Here is an 18,622-nt window from a genome sequence, read left to right on the forward strand (position 1 = left end):
CCCGGCGCAGGGCCGGACGGGGGACCGGGATGCCCCATTCGCCCGTCTGGGCTCGCGGGTGTGGTAGTGCGCTCCTAGCGTTTCGGACATCGAGGTGCACGCAGGCCACTCGCGGACATCCCGCCGCGGCTGCCCCTCGGGACCCGGAGGAACCACCATGCGCGCGATACGTGCCGCGTCCACTGCCCTGGTGGGGGCGGCCGCCCTCGCCCTGGCCGCCCCCGCCGTCTCCGCCCTCGCGGCGGACGGTGCGCCCGCCCCCCAGCCACGGGCGGCCGGCGCCCGGGCACCGGGCGATGTCATCGTCTCCCCCTCGCTCGTCGCCCCCGGCGGCCGGGTGACCCTGAGCGCCCCCGGCTGCGCCAGTACGGCGACGGCCTCGGCCGCCGTCTTCGACAGCGTCGTCATCGCACCGGGGGCGGCGGTGACCGCCACCGTGGACCGGGACGCCAAACGCGGCGCGGTCTACACGGTGTCGTTCAACTGCACGGGCGGCGTCCAGGAGACCGTCGCCCTCACCATCAGCGGGACCTCGCCGGCCACTCCCACGGCCGCCTCGACCGTTCTGACGCCGCCGCGCGGGGTGCAGGGCGGCCTGGGCGGTTCCGTGGACGAGGGGGTGCGGCCCGGACTGCTCGCGGGCGGTGCCGCCCTGGTGCTCGCCGCCGCCACCGGCACGGTCTACGTCGTCCGCCGCCGCTCGGCCGCGGCCCGGCGGCACTGACCGTACGGACGGCGGGCGGTGCCGGACGGCAGCCCGCCGCCCCCGGGTCCTGTCACCAGGATCCGGGGGCGGCGGGCGCAGCGGGCCGACCGGGAGGTTCGGCCGGTCAGGCACCTGCGCCGGACATGCGGCGGCGGGCGATGAAGACACCGCCGCCGAGCGCGGCGGCGGCGACCAGGCTGCCGCCGACGGCCATCTCGGTGGAGCTGGGGGCGAGCGATCCGCCGATACCGCCCAGGGCACCCCGGCCCGCGAGGACACGGAAGGGGTGCGTGACCACGCGGGAGTTGTCGCTGCACTTGACGGCCAGGTTGTAGTTGCCCGGGGTGGCGTTGTTGTAGACGCGGGCGATGGCGCTGGAGAGCCCGTTGGAGTTCACCGACAGGTTGGTCTCCGGGAACGCGTTGGACGTCACCTTGCCGCCGTGGCCGCAGCCCTTGGCGGTGATCGTGATCGTCGAACCCGCGTGGACGTCGTACGGGTTGACTTGGACGTTGCTCGGCCCGTTGGTGGCGGCGGCGAGGGGGGCCGCGAGCCCGACCGCCGCGAACGCGGTGGCGGCCACCGCCAGAGTGCGTGCAGCACGCATGGTTGAACCTCCAGTGGAAGACGCCCCAAAGCGGTGCTCCGGGAGATTCGACGAGTACGCCTTCCATGACGAACCATCACAACTTGGGGCGTTTCCTGCACTTCGGCACTCCGCCACCCCAGTGAGGCGACACGCCGGTAAAACGACCCGTGCGGTGGACGGATCCGCAGGTCACGGCAGGTCGGGCCGATTGTCGGACGAATACTCGGATGGGTCAGCGCCCCGTCACCCGTGGTGCGCACAGCCACGGCCGTGACCGGAGCCCGGGGGCTCGGTGGCCGGGCGGTCCGGTCCCCGGGCGCGCGGGTGCGCCGCGCCACCCGTCCGGCGGCCCCGCCCACCCGTTCGCACCGTTCGGAGCGCCGGTTCCCGGTGTCGCCCTTACCGTTTCGACGACGCCACGAAGGGAGAACCATGCCCCCGAAGGACTTCCGCGTCGCCGAGCGCCGGAGACGCCAACCCTGGGGCGTCCTGGCCCTTGCCATGCTGTCCGGGCTCGCGATGATGCGCAACGGGGTGGACGTCGACTCCGGGCCGCCGCAGCCCACCGCCGCGGCGCGGCCGGTGGCCCGCCCGGTGGCCCCGCCGCAGGCGGAGGGGACGTCCGCCCTGCAGCCTCTGCCCTTCGCGCCCGCCTCGCGCATCCGGATCCCGGCGATCCGGGTGGCCGCGCCCATCATGGACGTGGGCCTCGACCCGGACGGCTGGGTGGCCGCGCCGCCGCCCGAGGACGCCAACCTGGCCGGCTGGTACCAGAACGGGATCGCGCCCGGTCAGCGCGGCACCGCGGTCGTCGTCGGCCATGTCGACAACGACCGCGGCCCGGCGGTCTTCTACGGCCTGGGATCCCTGGAGAAGGGGCAGCGCATCGAGGTCGACCGCTACGACGGGCGGGTGGCCGTCTTCGAGATCTACGGGGTGGAGGTGTACAGCAAGGACGACTTCCCGGGCGTGCAGGTCTACGCGGACACCGGACAGCCCGAGCTGCGGGTGATCACCTGCGGCGGCGGTTACACCCGCGCCCACGGGTACGACGGGAACGTCGTCGTGTACGCCCGGATGGTCGACTCCCGCTGAGCCGCTCGCGGGGAAGGGGCCCCGGTGCCGTCGTGGCGCCGGGGCCCTGTCGCGTTCCGGTGCGGCCTCAGCGCCGGGGGACGGTGATGCCGTACCCCGCGTCGAGGAGCGCCGGGAGGTAGCGGCGGAGCGCGGAGACGCTCTGGGAACGGTCGCCGCCCGCGTCGTGGGAGAGGACGACGACGCCGGGGGCGGCGCCGGCGAGGACCCGGCGGACGATGGTGCCGCTGCCCGGTTCCTTCCAGTCCAGGGTGTCGAGGGTCCAGCCGAGCGGTTCCATGCCGAGTTCGGCGCCGATCTCGAAGGAGTGGCGGTTCCAGGCGCCGTAGGGGGCGCGGTACCAGAGCGGGGCGGTGCCCAGGGTCTGTTCGACGAGGTCGCTGGTGGAGCCGAGTTCGGCGCGGATCCGGGAGGGCCGCAGCTTGGGAACGAGGGGGTGGGACCAGGAGTGGTTGCCGACGACGTGCCCGTCGTCGGCGATCCGGCGCAGCAGGTCCGGGTGCGCGGCGGCCATCTCCCCGCAGACGAAGAACATGGCGCGGCAGTCGTGGCGGCGCAGGGTGCTGAGGATGGCGGGGGTGTGGCGGGGGTCGGGGCCGTCGTCGAAGGTCAGCACCATGGAGCGGCCCGCCCCTTCCAGGCTGAGGAAGGGGCGCCGCCGCACGGGCGGGACGGCCCGGCGGAAGGCCGGGGGCGCGTAGGCGGTCATGGGCTGGAGCCGGTACGCGGAGGGGAGCTGCCGTGCGGCTCCGGCGCGGGGTCCGGCGGCCGGGCCCGCCGCTCCCCCGCTGCCGCCGGGCGCTCCGGCGGGGGCGGGGGCCGGGTCACGGTCGGAGGAGGCGGGGGCGAACCGGTCCGCGGTGAGGACGCCGACCGTGGCGGTGGCCCCGAGGGCGGCGGCGAGGCGCAGCACCGCCCGGCGCCCCATGGGCATCTGATCCTTTTTCATGACCAATGGTTCGTACGGGCGAAGCACGGTGCGGCCGAGCGACACCGGCCACCGCTCCGAATGCACCCGCCCGGCCGACACCCGGGGCGCCGGCGGGCGGGGCCGCACCCCCACCGATGGGCCTACTTGCCCATGACCAGGCCGTCCTGGCCGGCCCCGCGGGCGAGGACCACCTGGCGGATGACGTCCCGGATGCCGGCGTGCCGGGGGTCGCCGCCGTCGGAGGCGCCGAGGTTGACGACCCGGCCGCGGCCCGTGTCGTACCACTGCGGCACGAACTCCGCCTTGGTGACCTCCCAGCGCCCGCCCGGCCGGGCGGGCGGGGCGAAGGTGAACCGGCCGAGGGTGCCCTGGTTGCCGCGCGGGTCGTAGGCGCCCACGTGGTTGATCATGTCGCCGGCGATCTGGTCGCCCATGCCGTAGACGACCCAGGTGCCGTTGACCTTCTCGTACGCCTGCGGCACGTGGGCGTGCGTGCCGATGATCAGGTCGATGTCGGGGCGGCCGCCGGTCCGTGAGGCGGTGAGGGTACGGGCGAGGGTGAGCTGGCGCTCGTCCGGCTCGGTCTGCCACTCGGTGCCCCAGTGGAGGCTGACCACCACCACGTCGGCACCGGCCGCGCGGGCGGCCCGGGCGTCCGCGATCACCTTCGCCTCGTCGATGAGATTGACCGCCCAGGGCTGTCCTTCGGGCAGCGGACGGCCGTTGGTGTCGTAGGTGTAGGCGAGCTGGGCCACCGTGGCACCGCCCGCCGTGAGCAGCGTCGGCCGGGCGGCCTCCTCCGCGGTCCGGGCGGAGCCCGCGTGGCGCACCCCGGCGCGGTCGAGGGCGTCGAGGGTGCGGCGCAGTCCGGCGGCGCCGTCGTCGAGGGTGTGGTTGGAGGCGGTGGAGCAGGAGTCGTAGCCGGTGGTCCGGAGGGCGGCGGCGATCTCCGGCGGCGACTTGAAGGACGGGTAGCCGGTGTAGGGGCCGCCGGGCTCGCCGTAGACGGTCTCCATGTGGCAGATGGCCAGGTCGGCCGCGGAGACGACGGGCCGCACCCCGGAGAGCATCGGCGTGAAGTCGTAGCCGTCGCCGCCCGCGTCCTGGGCGGCGCGGCGGATGATCGAGTCGTGCGGGAGGACGTCGCCGGAGGCGATGAGGGTGAAGCCCGCGGGCGCGGAGGCTCCACCGGGGGCGGCGGAGGGCGCGGGCCCGGCGGACCGGCCGCTCGGGGCGCCTTCCGGGGTGGGGGCCGCGCCGCTCAGGGTGGTCCCTCCCCCGCAGCCGGACGCCGTCGCGGCGAGGAGGACGGCGGCGAGGGCCACCGCCCGGGGTCTGGTTCGTGAGGTCATCTGAGCTCCACCCGATTTTTGAGGATGAACATCTGTTCTGATGAATTGATCTCTCGGGAAAGCCTCAGTCAAGGGTCAAAGCCGTATAAGTAAGGAAACCCGCTAAAACGGACGCATCCTCTCCATTCGATCTTTCGCCGTACCACTCGCCGCTCGGTGCGACCGTTCGTCGCACGCCTTTGTCCGTTCTCTGTCGCTCGTCGCCTGCATGGGTTCGGATACGGCCCGGAACGACGACGCACCGGGAAAGGCGGGCAGCATGACGACGGCGACGAGAGCGACCACCGACGAGCGGACCCTGGAGGAACTGCAGCGGGACCACGGCCCGGCGCTGCTGTCCTTCCTGCTCGGCCTGACCTACGGCGACCGGCAGCGGGCCGAGGACCTCGCGCAGGAGACGCTGGTCAGGGCCTGGCTGCACCCGGAGGCCTTCGACGGGCCCTACGACTCGATCCGGCCGTGGCTGTTCACCGTGGCCCGCCGGCTCGCCATCGACGCCCGCCGCTCGCGCCTCGCCCGCCCGGCCGAGATCGGCGACGGCGTCCTCGCCGTGACCCCCGACCCCGCCGACCCCACCACCTCGGCCGAGGCGGCGCTCGACGTCCGGGCCGCCGTACGGGAACTGAGCCCCGAACACCGCGCGGTACTGGTGCGGCTCTACTTCCACGGACTGACCGTCAACGAGGCCGCCGTCGACCTCGGCATCCCCGCCGGGACCGTCAAATCGCGTTCCCACTACGCGCTGCGGCAGCTGGGCCGTTCCCTGCCCGGCTACCGGCCGCGCCGCGCGGGCGTTGCCCGGGCACGCGCCGGAGCCCCACAATGACGCCGTGACGCTGACACTCGCCGCCGCGGACAAGATCCTCGCCGACAACTTCGCCCCCTGGGTGCTCGACCTGGGGCTCTCGGTCGCCTCCGTCGACGGCCACGAGGCGGTCCTCCGCCTGCCGTGGTCCCCACGCCTCGCCCGGGAGGGCGGGAGCCTCTCCGGTCAGGCCCTGATGGCCGCGGCGGACACCGCCACCGTGATCGCGGTGTCGGCGGCCCGCGGCGGCTTCGTCCCCATGACGACGGTGCAGCAGTCGATCACCTTCCAGCGGGCGGTGACCGGCACGGACGTCCTCGTCCGGGCCCGGCTGACCAAGGCGGGCCGCCGGATGGCCTTCGCCGACATCGTCATGACGGCGGAGGGATCGGACGAACCCGCCGCCCACGCCACCGCGGTGTACGCGCTCCTCGGCTGAGCCCGCCCCCTCCCCCTCGCGTCCCAGCGGCCCCCGCTTTCCCAACGGCACCGATCCGGCCGGAGAACGTATCCGAAACCACACGGGCGAGTTGAGCAAAGCGGGACCCCCGGGCGCCCTTCCCGGAGGAAGCTCTCCCCCGGGACCCCGAGTCCGGGTCCCGCGACGTCCGGGAGAAGGTGGGAGCGTTGCCGCCCGAGAGAACGAACGGCGCCGGCGGTACGGGCGGCGGTCTCGCCGTCCCGATGGCCTGGCTGTGCGCCGACTGTCTGTCCGACGAACTGCTGCGTGCCGCCGGTCTCGTCCCGCCCGGCTCCCTGGAGTTCCGGGCGGGACGCCAGGCCCTCGCGCTCACCGTCCACCTGTCGCTCCCGCCGGACGCCCCCGACTCCGCGGCGCGCGACGGGGCCGCCGGACGCGCCGACGCGTGGCTGCGGCGCACCGCCCACGCCCGCGGCTGGGCGGCCTGGGTGGAGGAGCGGATCGCCCGCCGTCCCGCCGCCGGAGGCGAGGACCCCGACCTCGACCTGGCGCGGAACACCTGGCGGACCCTGAACGGGACCTGGATGCGCGCCGCCGACCTCGAAGGCCCCGCCGCGACCGGCCCGGGCTGCCGCGTCGACGAGTCGGTGCAGGTGTGGCTGCCCGCCTGGGAGCTGGGACTGCCGCTCGCCCACCTCGCGCTGCGCCTGCGCTGAACGGGACGCGGCCCGAGCCGTCGCACGCCGGGCTCAGGGGGCCGAAGGGTGCACGCCCGAGCGGTACTTGGGAATGCGTACCGTCACCTTCATGCCCGCGCCGAGCCCCGTCTCGATGACCAGGCCGTGCTCCTGCCCGTACACCTGCCGCAGCCGCTCGTCGACGTTGGAGAGGCCGATGCCGGACCCGGCCGGGTGCTCGCCGCGCAGGACGGCGCGCAGGAGCTCCGGGTCCATGCCCACGCCGTCGTCCTCGACCGTCACCACCGCCTCGGCGCCCGCGTCCCGGGCGGCGATGGTCACCCGGCAGCCGCGCTCCCGGTCCTGGAGGCCGTGCTTGACCGCGTTCTCCACCAGGGGCTGGAGGCACAGGAACGGCAGGGTCACCGGCAGCACCTCGGGAGCGATCTGGAGGGTCACCTTCAGACGGTCGCCGAAGCGTGCCCCGGCGAGCGCCAGGTACTGCTCGATGGAGCGCAGTTCGTCGGCGAGCTGGGCGAACTCGCCGTGCCGCCGGAAGGAGTAGCGGGTGAAGTCGGCGAACTCCAGGAGGAGTTCACGGGCCCGCTCCGGGTCGGTGCGGACGAAGGAGGCGATGGCGGCGAGGGAGTTGAAGATGAAGTGCGGCGAGATCTGGGCCCGCAGTGCCCTGATCTCGGCCTCCACGATCCGGGGGCGGGAGCGGTCCAGCTCGGACAGTTCCAGCTGTACGGAGACCCACCGGGCGACCTCGGTCGCGGCCCGCACCAGGACGGCCGACTCGCGCGAGCCGTAGGCGACGAGCGCGCCGAGGACACCGTCCTCGGCGGTGAGGGGGGCGACGACGGCCCAGCGCAGCGGGCAGGCCGGGTCGGTGCAGTCCGCCCGGGCGGACCTGCTGCGGCCGGTCTCCAGGGTCTCGGCGACCAGGGCCCGCACACGTTCCCGGTGGTGGTTCTCCCCCGGGCCGTCCCAGGCGAGGACGGCGCCGCGATCGGTGAGGCAGAGGGCCTCGGTGCCGAGCAGGGAGCGAAGGGTCCGGGCGGCGCGGCCCGCGGTCTCGCCGGTGAGCCCCGCGCGCAGGGGCGGGGCGGCGAGGGAGGCGGTGTGGAGGGTGTGGAAGGTGGCCCGTTCGACCGGTGTGCCGAGGTCGAGGTCGGCGGCGGCGTGCCCGCGCCGGGCGGTGAGACGGCCGAGGACGTACCCGGCGGCCAGGAGTACGGCCCCGGCGGCGGACCCGGCGGCCAGGACGGTGCCGCTCATCGGCGCACCCCCTCGGGGACGGGTGCGGCGAACTCCTCCGGCAGGTGGAGGCGGGCCAGGAGCGCCGGGGTGCCGGCCGGGACGCGGCGCGGGGTGGCGAGCGAGACGAGGACCATGCCGAGGAAGCCGAGCGGCACCGACCAGACGGCCGGCCAGGCCATGAGCGTGTGCGCCCAGCCGGCGGGGGCGAGCCCGGCCCGGGTCGCCATGACGGCGGCGAGGGCGGAGCCGCCGCCCAGGAGCAGTCCGGCCATGGCGCCCGGCGGGGTGAGACGGCGCCACCAGATGCCGAGGACGAGGAGCGGGCAGAAGGAGGAGGCGGAGACGGCGAAGGCGAGGCCCACGGCGTCGGCGACCGGCACCTTGGACGCGACGACCCCCGCGCCCAGCGGGACGGCGGTGGCGAGCAGGGTCGCGAGGCGGAAGTGCCGTACGCCCCGGGAGGGCAGCACGTCCTGGGTGAGGACACCGGCGACGGACATGGTGAGGCCGGAGGCGGTGGAGAGGAAGGCGGCGAAGGCCCCGCCGGCGAGGAGCGCGCCCAGCAGGTCCCCGAGGAGGCCGCCGAGGACCCGGTCGGGCAGGACGAGCACGGCGGCGTCTGCCGATCCGGTGAGGGCGAGTTCGGGCGCGTACACCCGGCCGAGGGCGCCGTAGAGCGGAGGCAGCAGGTAGAAGGCGCCGACGAGTCCGAGGACGACGAGGGTGGTGCGGCGGGCGGCCCGGCCGTGGGGGCTGGTGTAGAAGCGGACGGCGACGTGCGGCAGTCCCATGGTGCCGAGGAAGGTGGCGAGGATCAGCCCGTACGTGGCGTACAGCTGGTGGCCGTCGTGCCCGCCCGCGAGCGGCTGGGACCAGCCGGGCGAGGCGAGCGGGGCGTCGCCGCGGACCACGTCCGGGGACAGGCCGGCGGCCCGTTCGGGGACCCGGGTGCCGGGGGCGAAGGCGAGTTCGGTGCCGGCGAGGACGTGGTGGGTGCCGGGGGCGAGGGTGACGGTCCGGCGGTCGTGGCGGACGGAGTCCACGCTGCCGGTCACGGTGACCGTGAGCGGCGCGTCGAGGCCGATCCGTACGGTGTCGGCGAGCCGCACGACCGTGTGCTCGCGCAGCGCGGCGGGGGCGTCGAAACGGGCGCGCGGCGCGCCGTCGCCGAACCAGGCGGTGAGGAGGAAGACCGCGGGGACGAGCAGGGCGGTGAGTTTCAGCCAGTACTGGAAGGCCTGGACGAAGGTGATGCTGCGCATGCCGCCGGCGGCGACGGTGCCGGTGACGACGAGCGCGACGATCAGCCCGCCGGCCCAGTCGGGGGCGCCGGTGAGGATCTCCAGAGTGAGGCCGGCGCCCTGGAGCTGCGGCAGCAGGTAGAGCCAGCCGATGCCGACGACGAAGAGGCTGGCGAGACGGCGGGCGGCCGGTGACTCGAGGCGCGCCTCGGCGAAGTCGGAGAGGGTGTACGCGCCGGACCGGCGCAAGGGGGCGGCGACCAGCACGAGCAGGACGAGGTAGCCGGCGGTGTAGCCGACCGGGTACCAGAGCATGGCGGGGCCCTGGACGAGGACGAGGCCCGCGATGCCGAGGAAGGAGGCGGCGGAGAGGTACTCGCCGCTGATGGCGGCGGCGTTGAGGCCGGGCCGGACGGTGCGGGAGGCGACGTAGAAGTCGGAGGTGGTGCGGGAGATCCGCAGCCCGAGGGCGCCGATGAGGACGGTGGCGAGGACGACGGCGGTGACGGCGACGACCGCGTAGGTGTGGTTCGGGTTCATCCGGGGCGGTTCACCGTTCGACGAGGCCGGTGAAGTCCCGTTCGTTGGCCTCGGCGCGGCGGACGTACCAGTGGGCGACGGCCCACACCACCGGGTACACGCCGACCCCGAGCACGCCCCACACCACCGCCTCGGGGGCGGGCAGCGCGAGCAGCAGCGGCAGGGTGCCGACCAGCAGGGCAAGGGCTCCGAGGGCGGTGAGCGCGGCCCGGAGCTGGCTGCGCATCAGGGCGCGGACGTAGGTGTGGCCGAGGGTGGTCTGCTCGTCGATCTCGGAGCGGGCCGGGGGGTGGACCGGGCGGCGGGCGGCGGGCCGGGGCGGCGTTCCGCCGGCGTGGGCGGAGGCGTGGGTGACGGTCTCGCGCCGGGGTCTGCGCGGCGGGTGGTGCTCGGACATCACGGTCCGCTCCGGCATCTCTCGACGGCTCTTGACGGGGGACGGCGGGCGGTGCGGCCCTGACGTCGCGTGGAGTCTACGCAGCGTGCCGCGGCGGCGGTAGGTGTACGGGGCGGGGCCCGGGCCCACGGCGGCACGGCTCAGGCGCCGGCCCGGCGCAGGAGCAGGTCCCGCAGCTGGCGGGCGTGGCGGCGGCTGACGGCGAGGTCGGTGCCGCCGATCCGTACGGTCGTCGCACCGCCGTCGAGCCGCAGTTCCTCGACGCGGGCGAGGGCGACGAGGTGGCTGCGGTGGATGCGGACGAAGCCCCGGGGCGCCCAGCGCTCCTCCAGGGTGGAGAGCGGGATGCGGACGAGGTGGCTGCCCTGGGCGGTGTGGAGGCGGGCGTAGTCGCCGTGGGCCTCGACGTAGGCGATGTCGTCGACCGCGACGAACCGGGTGACGCCGCCGAGTTCCACCGGGATCTGCTCCGGGGCGGGCGGGGCGGCGGGCGCGCCGGCCGCGTGGACCAGTTCGTGGACGCGGCGGACGGCCTCGGCGAGGCGTTCGCGGCGCACGGGCTTGAGGACGTAGTCGACGGCCTTCAGGTCGAACGCCTGGAGGGCGAAGCCCTCGTGGGCGGTGACGAAGACGACGAGCGGGGGGCGGGCGAAGCCGGCGAGGAGCCGGGCGACGTCCAGGCCGGTGAGGCCGGGCATGTGGATGTCGAGGAAGACGACGTCGACGGCGTCCTCGCCGCCGGGGCCGGCCTCCAGGGCGCGCCCGATCCTGCGGAGCGCGGCGGTGGCGTCGCCCGCTCCCTCCGCGGTGCGCACGCGCGGGTCGGCGCGCAGCAGGTAGAGCAGCTCCCCGAGGGCGGGTTCCTCGTCGTCGACGGCCAGTACGCGCAGCATGCGCGGGAGTCTAGGCGAGGGGCGGCGGGCGCTATTTGAGCAGTTTCGACAGGCGCCGGTCGGCGAGGATCTTTCCGCCGGTCTGGCAGGTGGGGCAGTACTGGAGGGAGGAGTCGCTGAAGGAGACCTCGCGGACGGTGTCGCCGCAGACGGGGCAGGGCTGCCCGGTGCGGCCGTGGACGCGCAGGCCGCTCTTCTTCTCGGCCTTGAGCTTGCCGGCGGCGAGGCCGCGTGAGCGTTCGACGGCTTCGCCGAGGGTGGTGCGCAGGGCGGTCCAGAGGGCGGTGGTCTCCTCGGGCGTGAGGTTCTGGGTCGGTTTGAACGGGGAGATCCGCGCGGCGTGGAGGATCTCGTCGCTGTAGGCGTTGCCGATGCCCGCGATGAGGCTCTGGTCGCGCAGCACGCCCTTGATCCGGCGGCGTTCGCCGGCGAGGAGCGCGGCGAACTCCTCCGGCCCGAAGTCCTCCGCGAGCGGGTCGGGGCCGAGGCGTGCGACGCCGGGCACCTCGCGGGGGTCGCGTACGAGGTGGACGGCGAGGCGTTTGGTGGTGCCGGCCTCGGTGAGGTCGAAGCCGTCGCCGCCGGCGAGCGCGGTGCGCAGGGCGAGGGGCCCCTTGCCGGGGCGGGGCGGTCCGGAGGGCAGCGGGTCCTGCCAGCGGAGCCATCCCGCCCGTGCCAGGTGGACCAGCAGGTGCAGTTCGCCGCCGGGGTCGCCGCTGAGGGTGAGGTCGAGGAATTTGCCGTGCCGGCCGACCGCCGTGACCTCGGTGCCCTCGGCCGCGCCCAGGGGCGGGTCGTACGTCTTGAGGACGCTGATCGCGACGGGCAGGACACGGACGATCTCCTTGCCCACCAGGTGGGTGTCGAGGAAGTCCCGCAGTGCTTCCACCTCGGGGAGTTCGGGCATGGCTCCACCTTGCCGCACGGGGCGCCGGAACGCTTCCCGGCGTTGTCCGGGCGGGCTCTCAGAGCGTGTCGCCGGCGGGGTCCGCGCGGGTTTCCGCCGGTGGGTCGAGCAGGTCCAGTTCGCCGGTGAGGGCCGCGGCGAGGGCCTCCGGGTCGGGGACGGCCACTCCGTCGGCGACGAGACCGACGTGGACGTGGCCGCCGTAGGGGGACATGGCGACGGCGAGGGACTGGCCACGGGCGAGCGGTGCCATGGGGAAGAGGGCCTGGAGCGGGGCGCCCCCCAGGGAGAGGGCGGAGCGGGGCAGCGGGACCTGGGTGACGAGGAGGTCGAAGAGGAGCCGGGCGGCGCCGGAGGCGAGAGGTGCGCCGAAGCGGTGGGCGAGGGGGTGGAGCCGGTCGGCGAGGAGGGCCACGGCGCCGGCGCCCCGGTGGGGTCCCGCCGCCTTGTTGCGGTCCATGGCCCGGCGGACGGCAGCCAGCCGGGCGGCCGGGTCGGGTTCGGTGACGGGCAGGTCGACGAGGTAGCCGGAGAGGCTGTTGCCGGGGCCCGCGGTGACGCCGGGGCGGCGGCGCGAGACGGGGACCAGGGCGCGGGGGTCGGCGCCGGGCAGCGGCAGACCGCGGCCGTCGATCCAGCGGCGGAGGGCTCCGGCGACGACGGCGAGCAGGACGTCGTTGGCCGTGCCGCCCGAGGTGCGGCGGATCCGGTGGATCCGGTCCAGGGGCAGCGTGGCGGTGGCGATGCGGCGGGTGCCGCTGGACTCGGCGGCGAGGGCGGCGGTGGCCCGCGCGTCGAGCCGGCCGGCGCGGACGACGGAGGCGCCGACCTCGACCGCCCGGCCGAGGTCGCCGATCCGGTCGCGGGCGATGCCGAGGAGCCGGCCGGGGCCGGGGAGCCAGGAGCGGTGCGGTTCGGACCGGGGACGGGCTCCGGGGGCGGTGCGGCGGCCGCCGGCGATCTCGTCGAAGATGCCGGCGCCGATGGCCACGGCCCGCATGCCGTCGGCGAGCGCGTGGTGCAGTTTGACGAGGACGGCGAAGGAGCCGTCGGGGGCGCCGCTGAGCAGGTACATCTCCCAGGGCGGCAGGCCGCGGGCGACCGGGCGTTCCATGAGTGCGGCGGCGAGCCGGGTGGCCTCGGCCCGGAAGTCGGCGCCGCTCAGGGCGATCTCGTGGACGTGGCGGCGTACGTCGAAGTCGGGGTCGGGTGCCCAGGCGGCGCCGCCGACGGGGAGGAGGACGTCCTGGACGCGGGTGCGCAGGCGGGGGACGGCGGCGGCGCGGCGGGCGAGGAGGGAGAGGAGGTCCGGGGGCCCGGGGTCGCCGGCGGTCGGCGCGGGTGGGGGCCCGAAGTGGGCGAGGGCGCCGAGGTGGAGCGGGTGGGCGGGGGATTCCAGATGCCAGAAGGCCAGGTCGAGCGGGGCCAGAAGCTCGCTGCTCACAGTGTCCTCACGTACGGCGCGGAGGGGCGGGAGAACGAAGTCAATCGCGTACTGTCAGTTACGGTCAAGTACGCTCGGTTAACACTCCGTTCGCATCCGCTTCCGGCCGCACCTCGATCGGCGTGCGTCATCGGTCGGAGGTCTCCGTCAGGACGAACTCGCACCACACGCACTTGCCGCCGCCCCGGGACTCGACGCCCCACGCGTCGGAGATCTGCTCCACCAGGAACAGCCCCCGGCCCGACACCCCGGCCTCCCCCGCCTCGCGGCGGCGCGGCAGGGCGCTGGAGCGGTCCTCGACCTCGACCCGTATGCGCCGCCCCGCGCCGGAGGGGGTGACCCGCAGGGTGACGACGGCGCCACCGTCGGTGTGCATGAGCGCGTTCGTCATGAGTTCGTCGGCGGCCAGCTCGATCTCGAAGGCGCGTTCCCCGCCGCCCCAGGCTCGGACGGCCGCCCTGATCATGTGGCGGGCCGAACTCAGCGCCTCCGGGTCGCTCTGCGCCACGTGCTGCCGGAAACGGCCGCCCGCCCTGCCCGGCTGCGCACCGCGCCGGCGCAGCAGCAGGATGGCGACGTCGTCCTCGCCGCCCCGGTCCGCGACCACGTCGCAGAGGTGGTCGGCGAGGAGCTGGAGGTCGGCGGGGCCCCGCCGGACGAGGGAGGAGAGCCACTGGAGGCCCTCGTCCAGGTCGGCGCCCGGTTTCTCCACCAGCCCGTCGGTGTAGAGCATGAGGGTCTGGCCGGCGTCCAGGTCGAGCGTGGTCACGGGGTAGTCGAGGCGCCCGAACTCGGCGGAGAGGCCGAGCGGCAGACCGCCCTCCACCGGCAGCCTGCGGCAGCTGCCGTCGGGCTCCCTCAGCAGCGGGTCGACATGGCCGGCCCGGACCACCTGGACCACCCCGGTGCCGAGGTCGGCCTCCGCGTAGGTGCAGGTGGCGAAGCGGTCGGTGTCGAGTTCGTGGAGGAAGACGGAGGCCCGGGCCATCACGGTGGCGGGGGTGTGCCCCTCGGCCGCGTAGGCCCGCAGCACGATCCGCAGCTGTCCCATGACGGCCGCCGCGTGCGTGTCGTGGCCCTGGACGTCGCCGATGACGGCGCCGACCCGCCCGCCGGGAAGCGGGATGACGTCGTACCAGTCGCCGCCGATGTCCCGGCCGAGGCGGGCCGAGCGGTAGCGGACGGCGACCTGCGCGCCGGGCACCTGGGGGATGCGGCGGGGCAGCATCGCCTGCTGGAGCCCCTCCGCCAGGTCGTGCTCCTGCTCGTACAGCATCGCGCGCTGGAGGCTCTGGGCGATGCTGCTGCCGAGGGCGACGAGCAGGGTCCGTTCGTCCTCGCTGAAGCCGGTCCGGTCGCTGTAGAGCAGACCGAGGGCGCCGATCGGGCGGGCCTGGGCGACGAGCGGGAGATAGGCGGCGGAGGTGATGCCGAGGCCGCTGATGTGCGGCCAGAGGACCGGGTACGACTCGGCGAAGTCGCGCGCGGACTCGATGAACCGGGGCCGCAGGGTGCGGATCACCTCGCTCATCGGGTACGGCTCGTCCACCCGGGTGAAGCGGGTGCCCGGCACGAACGCGCCGGCCGGCCCCTCCGCGACGAGGTGGATGCGGCCCGCCTCGAGGAGGCCCATGACGAGGCTCGCGGCCCCGAAGTGTTCGAGGGCCTGGGAGTCGTCGAGGAGGTCGATGACGTCCTGCACGGTCCTGGCGTAGGCGAGGGCGGCGGTGGTGCCCTCCACCACCCCGGCGCGTTTGCGGCGCCCCTCGTCGAGCCCCAGCCGCGCGGCGGACTCGGTGAGCTCGTGGGTGGCGTCACGGAGCACGCCGACGATGCGGACCGGCCGTCCGGTGGGGTCGCGCTCCACGATGCCCTGGGTGTGGGTCCACTGGTGGGATCCGTCGCGGCGCCGGATGCGGAAGTACGCGCCGTACTCCTGGCTGCCGTCCTTGAGCGCCTGCGCCACGAGGGTGTCGAGGCGGCGCCCCTCGTCGGGCAGGACGCGGACGCCGAGGCTCTCGGGCCGGTCGTCGTAGTCGGCCCGGTCCATGTCGAAGACCTCGAGGGCGGCGTCGTCCATGGCCATGGTGCCGGTGAGCAGGTCCCAGTCGAAACCGCCCATGCGGAAGGCCGAGCCGTAGCGCTCCAGGATGGGCGCCCCCGCCCGGTCCGCCGCCGGCGCGCGGCCGCCGCGCCCGGGCGTCCGCCCGCCCGCTCCACCCTCGTTCATGGGGCCACGCTAGGCGCGGCGTGGGCGCCGCGCACCACGAAGATCCGTCGCATCACCGTCGCTCCTCACCCCGGGAAGGTCTCGGGCGGAACGTCGCCGGAGGGGTCCGGGTACGGGTCGGCGGAGGATTCCGGGTACGGCTCGGGCCGCTGCGGCAGCCCGGGCTCGGCGGGGTCACCGGGCGCGACCGGTTCGGCCCAGGGGTCGGCGGGGTCGGCGGGATCCGGGACGACGGGCATGTCGGGGACCTCGGGGGTGTCGGGCATCGGCGGCAGCTCGGGGTCGGCCGGCTGTTCCTCGGGCGCGGGCGTGCTGGGGTCCGGGGACGAGGGGTCGGGCTCGGGCGGCGACGCCGGGCCGGACCCGGTCGGGTCGGGGGTGGTCGGAGCGGGCTCCGCGCCGTCGGGGGACGGGGCGTCGGGGGTGGGCGTACCGGTCAGGTGGCAGGTGTCGGGGTCGCACTCCGGCGGCTTCGCGGGGGCGCGGTCCTCGGCGCCGTCGCTGCCGATGCGCCGTTCGATCCAGCGGCCGTCGACGAGGTTCACGATGACCAGGCTGGTGACGACGGTGCTCGTCGGCCGGACCACGACGATCCGCTCGGGGTCGAAGCCGCTCCAGGGGTCACCCCGGTGGACGCCGCCGGCGGCGGGGGCGGGGCCGCGAAGCGGGTTGCCGCAGGCGCAGCGGACGCGCGGGGCGCCGTACCGGTCGACGAGGACGGCCGTGCCGGCCTGGAGCACCGAGGGGAAGGCGGTGACCTTTCCGTCACGGTAGCGGTGGTTGGTGACCCTGGTGTCGACGCGCAGGACGACGGGGGTCAGCCCGCGCAGCCAGCCTCCGACGTGCGCCTCGGGGATGCCGGCGGCCTCGGCGAAGGCGCGGGTCCGGTCCCGGTCGGAGGTGAGGGAGGTGATCTGCCGTTCGACGTCGCAGCTGGCGCGGGAGCGGACGCCGCCGTACAGGCCGGGGGCGGAACCGGTGACCTCGCGGGGTCCGTCGGGACCGGAGCTCGGGGCCGGCGGAGGGGAGGCCTGGGCCGTGTCGGTGCGGGCGGTGGAGGCGGTGAAGGGATCGGGACCGGGGGCGGCGAGAGGCTGGAGGACGATGTCGTCGGCCGCCGCCGGGGAGGCAGGCGCGGCCGGTTCGCCTCCGTTGCCGGCGCGGTCGGCGGAGCAGCCGGCGAGGAGCAGGGCCGTGGCGGTCGAGACGGCGGCGAGCGCGGCGCGGATGCCCGGGCGGCGCCTGCCGTGGGGGCGGGCGGGGGGTGTCGGGGGCGGGGCGGGGGTCGCCCGCGTCGGGGGTGTGGCTGAGGGCACCTGGTTCTCCCGTTGTCTCTCCCCGGCGCGCGTCCGGCGGCCGGCGCCCGGGTCACGGCCGGTCCTTCATGTCTGTCGCAGGGCGCGGCGCCCCGCAAGCGGAGGGCCGCCGACCGGGGCGCTTCGAGGGTGCCGTCCGGGTCGTCGGCGCCGTCCGGCGCTTCACGGGTGCCGTCCGGGTCGGCGCGGGACCACCCCTCTCCGGTGCCACGACCCCCCCTCTCTTGAACACGTTCAAGAGAGGATCTACGCTCGACCCATCGGTTGAACGCGTTCAAGTCGAAGGTGGTGGGGCGTGTCCACGCTGTCGTTCCTCGTGAATCCGGTCGTGGCGCTCGGCATGCTGTGGGTCGTGCCGACCGGCCTCGCCCTGCTCGGCGGGCCGCGCCCGCCGGCCCTGGACCGCCTCCGTCGGGTCTGGCCGCTACCGGCCCTGCCGGGCGCGGTCTGCCTGTGGCTCCCCCGCTCGGAAGCGGCGGCCGCCCTCGCCGCCGTCTACGCCCTCGCCACCCTGGCCCTGGCGCTGCAGGCGCCGGCCCGGCTGCGCCTCACCCGCTCCCTCCGGCCCCGGGAGATCGCCGTCCTCACCGCGCTGGTCTCGCCCTCGGTCGCCGGCACCGCGCTGGTCGCCGAGCGGGCGGGGCACCCCTTGTTCGGATTCGACCTGGACCTCCTCGCGCTGACCGTGCCGCACTTCCACTTCGCGGGCTTCGCCGCCGCCCTGGTCGCCGGGCTCGTCCACCGGACCTCGGACGGGCCCGCCGCCCGCTTCGCCGCGCTGAGCGTGCCCGCCGGCACCCTGCTCGTCCTGATCGGCTACTTCGTGAACGACGGGACGGAACTGGCCGGCGCCGTCGTCCTGACCGCCGGGATGACGGCGGTCGCGGTCCTCACCCTGCGGGAACGCCGGGACATCGCGGCCGACCCCGCGACCAGGGCGCTGCTCGCCGTCTCGGCCCTGGTCCTCGCGGCGACCATGGTGCTCGCGCTCAGCTGGGCGCTGGGCGAGGCGACCGGACTGCCGCACCCGAGCCTGACGTGGATGGCCGCCACCCACGGCCTCGGCAACGCCCTCGGCTTCGCCGTCTGCGCCCTGCTCGCCCGGCGCCGCCTCCTCCAGGAGCACGGCGCCCGCCCGGCGCCCCTGTCCACCCCCGGGGCGGAGCCGGAGACCGACCCCGGCACCCTGACCCGACCCCGCCCGTGATCCCACCGCGACCGATCGGAGCTTCCGCCATGACCCGCCTCCTGCACGACCTCGCCCGCCCCTCCGGCCCCTCCCGCCGCGCCGAGCCGGCCCTCAGCTACCGCGAGGTAGGCGCCACCCGTACCCCGGGCGCACTGCCCGGCGGCTACCACCATCTGCGCCACAGCGCGGTGGTCGGCCACGGGCCCGCCGCCTTCGCGGCCGCCCGGGACGCCGTCACCACCTGGCGGCTGCACCGGTCCTCCGGCGCGCGGGTCGACGCCGACGCCCGCCGGGCCGCCCCCGGGGCCCGGGTGACGGTCTCCGCCGGCCTCGGCCGGCTGCGGCTGGGCGTGCCGTGCGTGGTGATCTGGACGGTGTACGAGGAGCGGCGGGCCGGCTTCGCCTACGGCACCCTGACCGGGCACCCGGAGTCCGGTGAGGAGTCCTTCGTGGTGGAGCTCTCCGAGGACGGGACCGTCCGGTTCACCGTCACCGCCTTCAGCCGTCCCGCCGCCTGGTACACGCGCCTCGGCGGACCGCTGGTCCCGCTCCTCCAGCGCGCGTACGCCCGCCGGCTCGGCCGGACGCTGCGCCGTCTCGTCCGGACGTGACGCCGGGCCGATACT

The 18,622-nt window shown here is 75.5% G+C and carries 18 protein-coding genes; 7 read left to right on the plus strand and 11 right to left on the minus strand.

Going from position 1 to position 18,622, the window contains the following annotated elements:
* Nucleotides 1-157 precede the first annotated feature (157 nt).
* On the plus strand, nucleotides 158-724 hold the full coding sequence (locus ACFY60_RS19150; RefSeq protein ID WP_388611928.1) for a hypothetical protein: 567 nt from the start codon (nucleotides 158-160) through the stop codon (nucleotides 722-724).
* Between the two features lie 106 nt (nucleotides 725-830).
* Here ACFY60_RS19150 and ACFY60_RS19155 read toward each other — a convergent pair whose 3' ends face one another.
* Nucleotides 831-1,313 carry a hypothetical protein gene (locus ACFY60_RS19155; protein WP_352060282.1) on the minus strand — a complete coding sequence of 161 codons (483 nt, stop codon included), beginning with the start codon at nucleotides 1,311-1,313 and terminating at the stop codon, nucleotides 831-833.
* Between the two features lie 414 nt (nucleotides 1,314-1,727).
* On the opposite strand from ACFY60_RS19155, the gene ACFY60_RS19160 reads away from it, so the two are divergent.
* A complete protein-coding gene (locus ACFY60_RS19160) occupies nucleotides 1,728-2,390 on the plus strand; it encodes a class F sortase (protein WP_388611929.1) in 663 nt (220 codons plus the stop codon).
* Nucleotides 2,391-2,457: 67 nt separating this feature from the next.
* Here the strand turns inward: ACFY60_RS19160 and ACFY60_RS19165 are convergent, their stop codons facing one another.
* Together ACFY60_RS19165 and ACFY60_RS19170 are read right to left on the minus strand one after the other, a co-directional pair.
* Nucleotides 2,458-3,339, minus strand: coding sequence for a polysaccharide deacetylase family protein (locus tag ACFY60_RS19165; protein ID WP_388611931.1), 882 nt, complete (start codon nucleotides 3,337-3,339; stop codon nucleotides 2,458-2,460).
* A gap of 122 nt (nucleotides 3,340-3,461) precedes the next feature.
* On the minus strand, nucleotides 3,462-4,673 hold the full coding sequence (locus tag ACFY60_RS19170; protein WP_388611933.1) for a CapA family protein: 1,212 nt from the start codon (nucleotides 4,671-4,673) through the stop codon (nucleotides 3,462-3,464).
* A 259-nt stretch (nucleotides 4,674-4,932) separates the two neighbouring features.
* On the opposite strand from ACFY60_RS19170, the gene ACFY60_RS19175 reads away from it, so the two are divergent.
* The 3 genes from ACFY60_RS19175 (at nucleotide 4,933) to ACFY60_RS19185 (ending at nucleotide 6,615) form a co-directional block, all read left to right on the plus strand.
* Nucleotides 4,933-5,499: a sigma-70 family RNA polymerase sigma factor gene (locus tag ACFY60_RS19175; protein ID WP_388611935.1), complete on the plus strand. Its 567-nt coding sequence runs from the start codon at nucleotides 4,933-4,935 to the stop codon at nucleotides 5,497-5,499.
* A gap of 4 nt (nucleotides 5,500-5,503) precedes the next feature.
* The gene (locus ACFY60_RS19180) at nucleotides 5,504-5,917 is read left to right on the plus strand and encodes a PaaI family thioesterase (protein WP_309051056.1); all 414 of its coding nucleotides are present in this window, start codon (nucleotides 5,504-5,506) and stop codon (nucleotides 5,915-5,917) included.
* A gap of 179 nt (nucleotides 5,918-6,096) precedes the next feature.
* A complete protein-coding gene (locus ACFY60_RS19185; RefSeq protein ID WP_388611937.1) occupies nucleotides 6,097-6,615 on the plus strand; it encodes a hypothetical protein in 519 nt (172 codons plus the stop codon).
* 33 nt (nucleotides 6,616-6,648) lie between these two features.
* Here ACFY60_RS19185 and ACFY60_RS19190 read toward each other — a convergent pair whose 3' ends face one another.
* The 8 genes from ACFY60_RS19190 to ACFY60_RS19225 form a co-directional block, all read right to left on the minus strand.
* Entirely contained in the window at nucleotides 6,649-7,857 is a 1,209-nt protein-coding gene (locus ACFY60_RS19190) for a histidine kinase (RefSeq protein WP_388611938.1), read from the minus strand.
* The gene (locus ACFY60_RS19195; protein ID WP_388611940.1) at nucleotides 7,854-9,620 is read right to left on the minus strand and encodes a cation acetate symporter; all 1,767 of its coding nucleotides are present in this window, start codon (nucleotides 9,618-9,620) and stop codon (nucleotides 7,854-7,856) included. The genes ACFY60_RS19190 and ACFY60_RS19195 overlap by 4 nt, the downstream gene beginning before the upstream one ends.
* A gap of 10 nt (nucleotides 9,621-9,630) precedes the next feature.
* Nucleotides 9,631-10,017 (minus strand): hypothetical protein, encoded by a 387-nt coding sequence (locus ACFY60_RS19200; protein WP_388612125.1) that lies wholly within the window; start codon nucleotides 10,015-10,017, stop codon nucleotides 9,631-9,633.
* Between the two features lie 140 nt (nucleotides 10,018-10,157).
* Nucleotides 10,158-10,910 carry a LytTR family DNA-binding domain-containing protein gene (locus ACFY60_RS19205; protein ID WP_309051051.1) on the minus strand — a complete coding sequence of 251 codons (753 nt, stop codon included), beginning with the start codon at nucleotides 10,908-10,910 and terminating at the stop codon, nucleotides 10,158-10,160.
* A gap of 31 nt (nucleotides 10,911-10,941) precedes the next feature.
* Nucleotides 10,942-11,817, minus strand: a complete 876-nt coding sequence (locus ACFY60_RS19210) for an Fpg/Nei family DNA glycosylase (RefSeq protein WP_388611941.1) — start codon at nucleotides 11,815-11,817, stop codon at nucleotides 10,942-10,944.
* Nucleotides 11,818-11,875: 58 nt separating this feature from the next.
* Nucleotides 11,876-13,261: a wax ester/triacylglycerol synthase family O-acyltransferase gene (locus tag ACFY60_RS19215; RefSeq protein ID WP_388611942.1), complete on the minus strand. Its 1,386-nt coding sequence runs from the start codon at nucleotides 13,259-13,261 to the stop codon at nucleotides 11,876-11,878.
* Nucleotides 13,262-13,388: 127 nt separating this feature from the next.
* Complete coding sequence (locus tag ACFY60_RS19220; RefSeq protein WP_388611943.1) at nucleotides 13,389-15,491, minus strand: SpoIIE family protein phosphatase; 2,103 nt, start codon at nucleotides 15,489-15,491, stop codon at nucleotides 13,389-13,391.
* A gap of 65 nt (nucleotides 15,492-15,556) precedes the next feature.
* Nucleotides 15,557-16,807 carry a DUF6777 domain-containing protein gene (locus tag ACFY60_RS19225; RefSeq protein WP_388611944.1) on the minus strand — a complete coding sequence of 417 codons (1,251 nt, stop codon included), beginning with the start codon at nucleotides 16,805-16,807 and terminating at the stop codon, nucleotides 15,557-15,559.
* A 304-nt stretch (nucleotides 16,808-17,111) separates the two neighbouring features.
* On the opposite strand from ACFY60_RS19225, the gene ACFY60_RS19230 reads away from it, so the two are divergent.
* The gene (locus ACFY60_RS19230) at nucleotides 17,112-18,014 is read left to right on the plus strand and encodes a YndJ family protein (RefSeq protein ID WP_388612126.1); all 903 of its coding nucleotides are present in this window, start codon (nucleotides 17,112-17,114) and stop codon (nucleotides 18,012-18,014) included.
* Between the two features lie 29 nt (nucleotides 18,015-18,043).
* Nucleotides 18,044-18,607 (plus strand): DUF1990 family protein, encoded by a 564-nt coding sequence (locus ACFY60_RS19235; RefSeq protein ID WP_388611945.1) that lies wholly within the window; start codon nucleotides 18,044-18,046, stop codon nucleotides 18,605-18,607.
* The last annotated feature ends 15 nt before the right edge of the window (nucleotides 18,608-18,622 follow it).

Origin of the sequence: Streptomyces sp. NPDC012827, assembly GCF_042900905.1 — a bacterium.
Taxonomy (GTDB): Bacteria; Actinomycetota; Actinomycetes; order Streptomycetales; family Streptomycetaceae; genus Streptomyces; species Streptomyces gulbargensis.

Bases quoted from the DNA above. Each gene is read 5' to 3' on its own strand.
- ACFY60_RS19150 (WP_388611928.1), top strand. From the start codon at position 158: ATGCGCGCGATACGTGCCGCGTCCACTGCCCTGGTGGGGGCGGCCGCC.
- ACFY60_RS19155 (WP_352060282.1), bottom strand. From the start codon at position 1,313: ATGCGTGCTGCACGCACTCTGGCGGTGGCCGCCACCGCGTTCGCGGCG.
- ACFY60_RS19160 (WP_388611929.1), top strand. From the start codon at position 1,728: ATGCCCCCGAAGGACTTCCGCGTCGCCGAGCGCCGGAGACGCCAACCC.
- ACFY60_RS19165 (WP_388611931.1), bottom strand. From the start codon at position 3,339: ATGAAAAAGGATCAGATGCCCATGGGGCGCCGGGCGGTGCTGCGCCTC.
- ACFY60_RS19170 (WP_388611933.1), bottom strand. From the start codon at position 4,673: ATGACCTCACGAACCAGACCCCGGGCGGTGGCCCTCGCCGCCGTCCTC.
- ACFY60_RS19175 (WP_388611935.1), top strand. From the start codon at position 4,933: ATGACGACGGCGACGAGAGCGACCACCGACGAGCGGACCCTGGAGGAA.
- ACFY60_RS19190 (WP_388611938.1), bottom strand. From the start codon at position 7,857: ATGAGCGGCACCGTCCTGGCCGCCGGGTCCGCCGCCGGGGCCGTACTC.
- ACFY60_RS19195 (WP_388611940.1), bottom strand. From the start codon at position 9,620: ATGAACCCGAACCACACCTACGCGGTCGTCGCCGTCACCGCCGTCGTC.
- ACFY60_RS19200 (WP_388612125.1), bottom strand. From the start codon at position 10,017: ATGTCCGAGCACCACCCGCCGCGCAGACCCCGGCGCGAGACCGTCACC.
- ACFY60_RS19205 (WP_309051051.1), bottom strand. From the start codon at position 10,910: ATGCTGCGCGTACTGGCCGTCGACGACGAGGAACCCGCCCTCGGGGAG.
- ACFY60_RS19210 (WP_388611941.1), bottom strand. From the start codon at position 11,817: ATGCCCGAACTCCCCGAGGTGGAAGCACTGCGGGACTTCCTCGACACC.
- ACFY60_RS19220 (WP_388611943.1), bottom strand. From the start codon at position 15,491: ATGAACGAGGGTGGAGCGGGCGGGCGGACGCCCGGGCGCGGCGGCCGC.
- ACFY60_RS19235 (WP_388611945.1), top strand. From the start codon at position 18,044: ATGACCCGCCTCCTGCACGACCTCGCCCGCCCCTCCGGCCCCTCCCGC.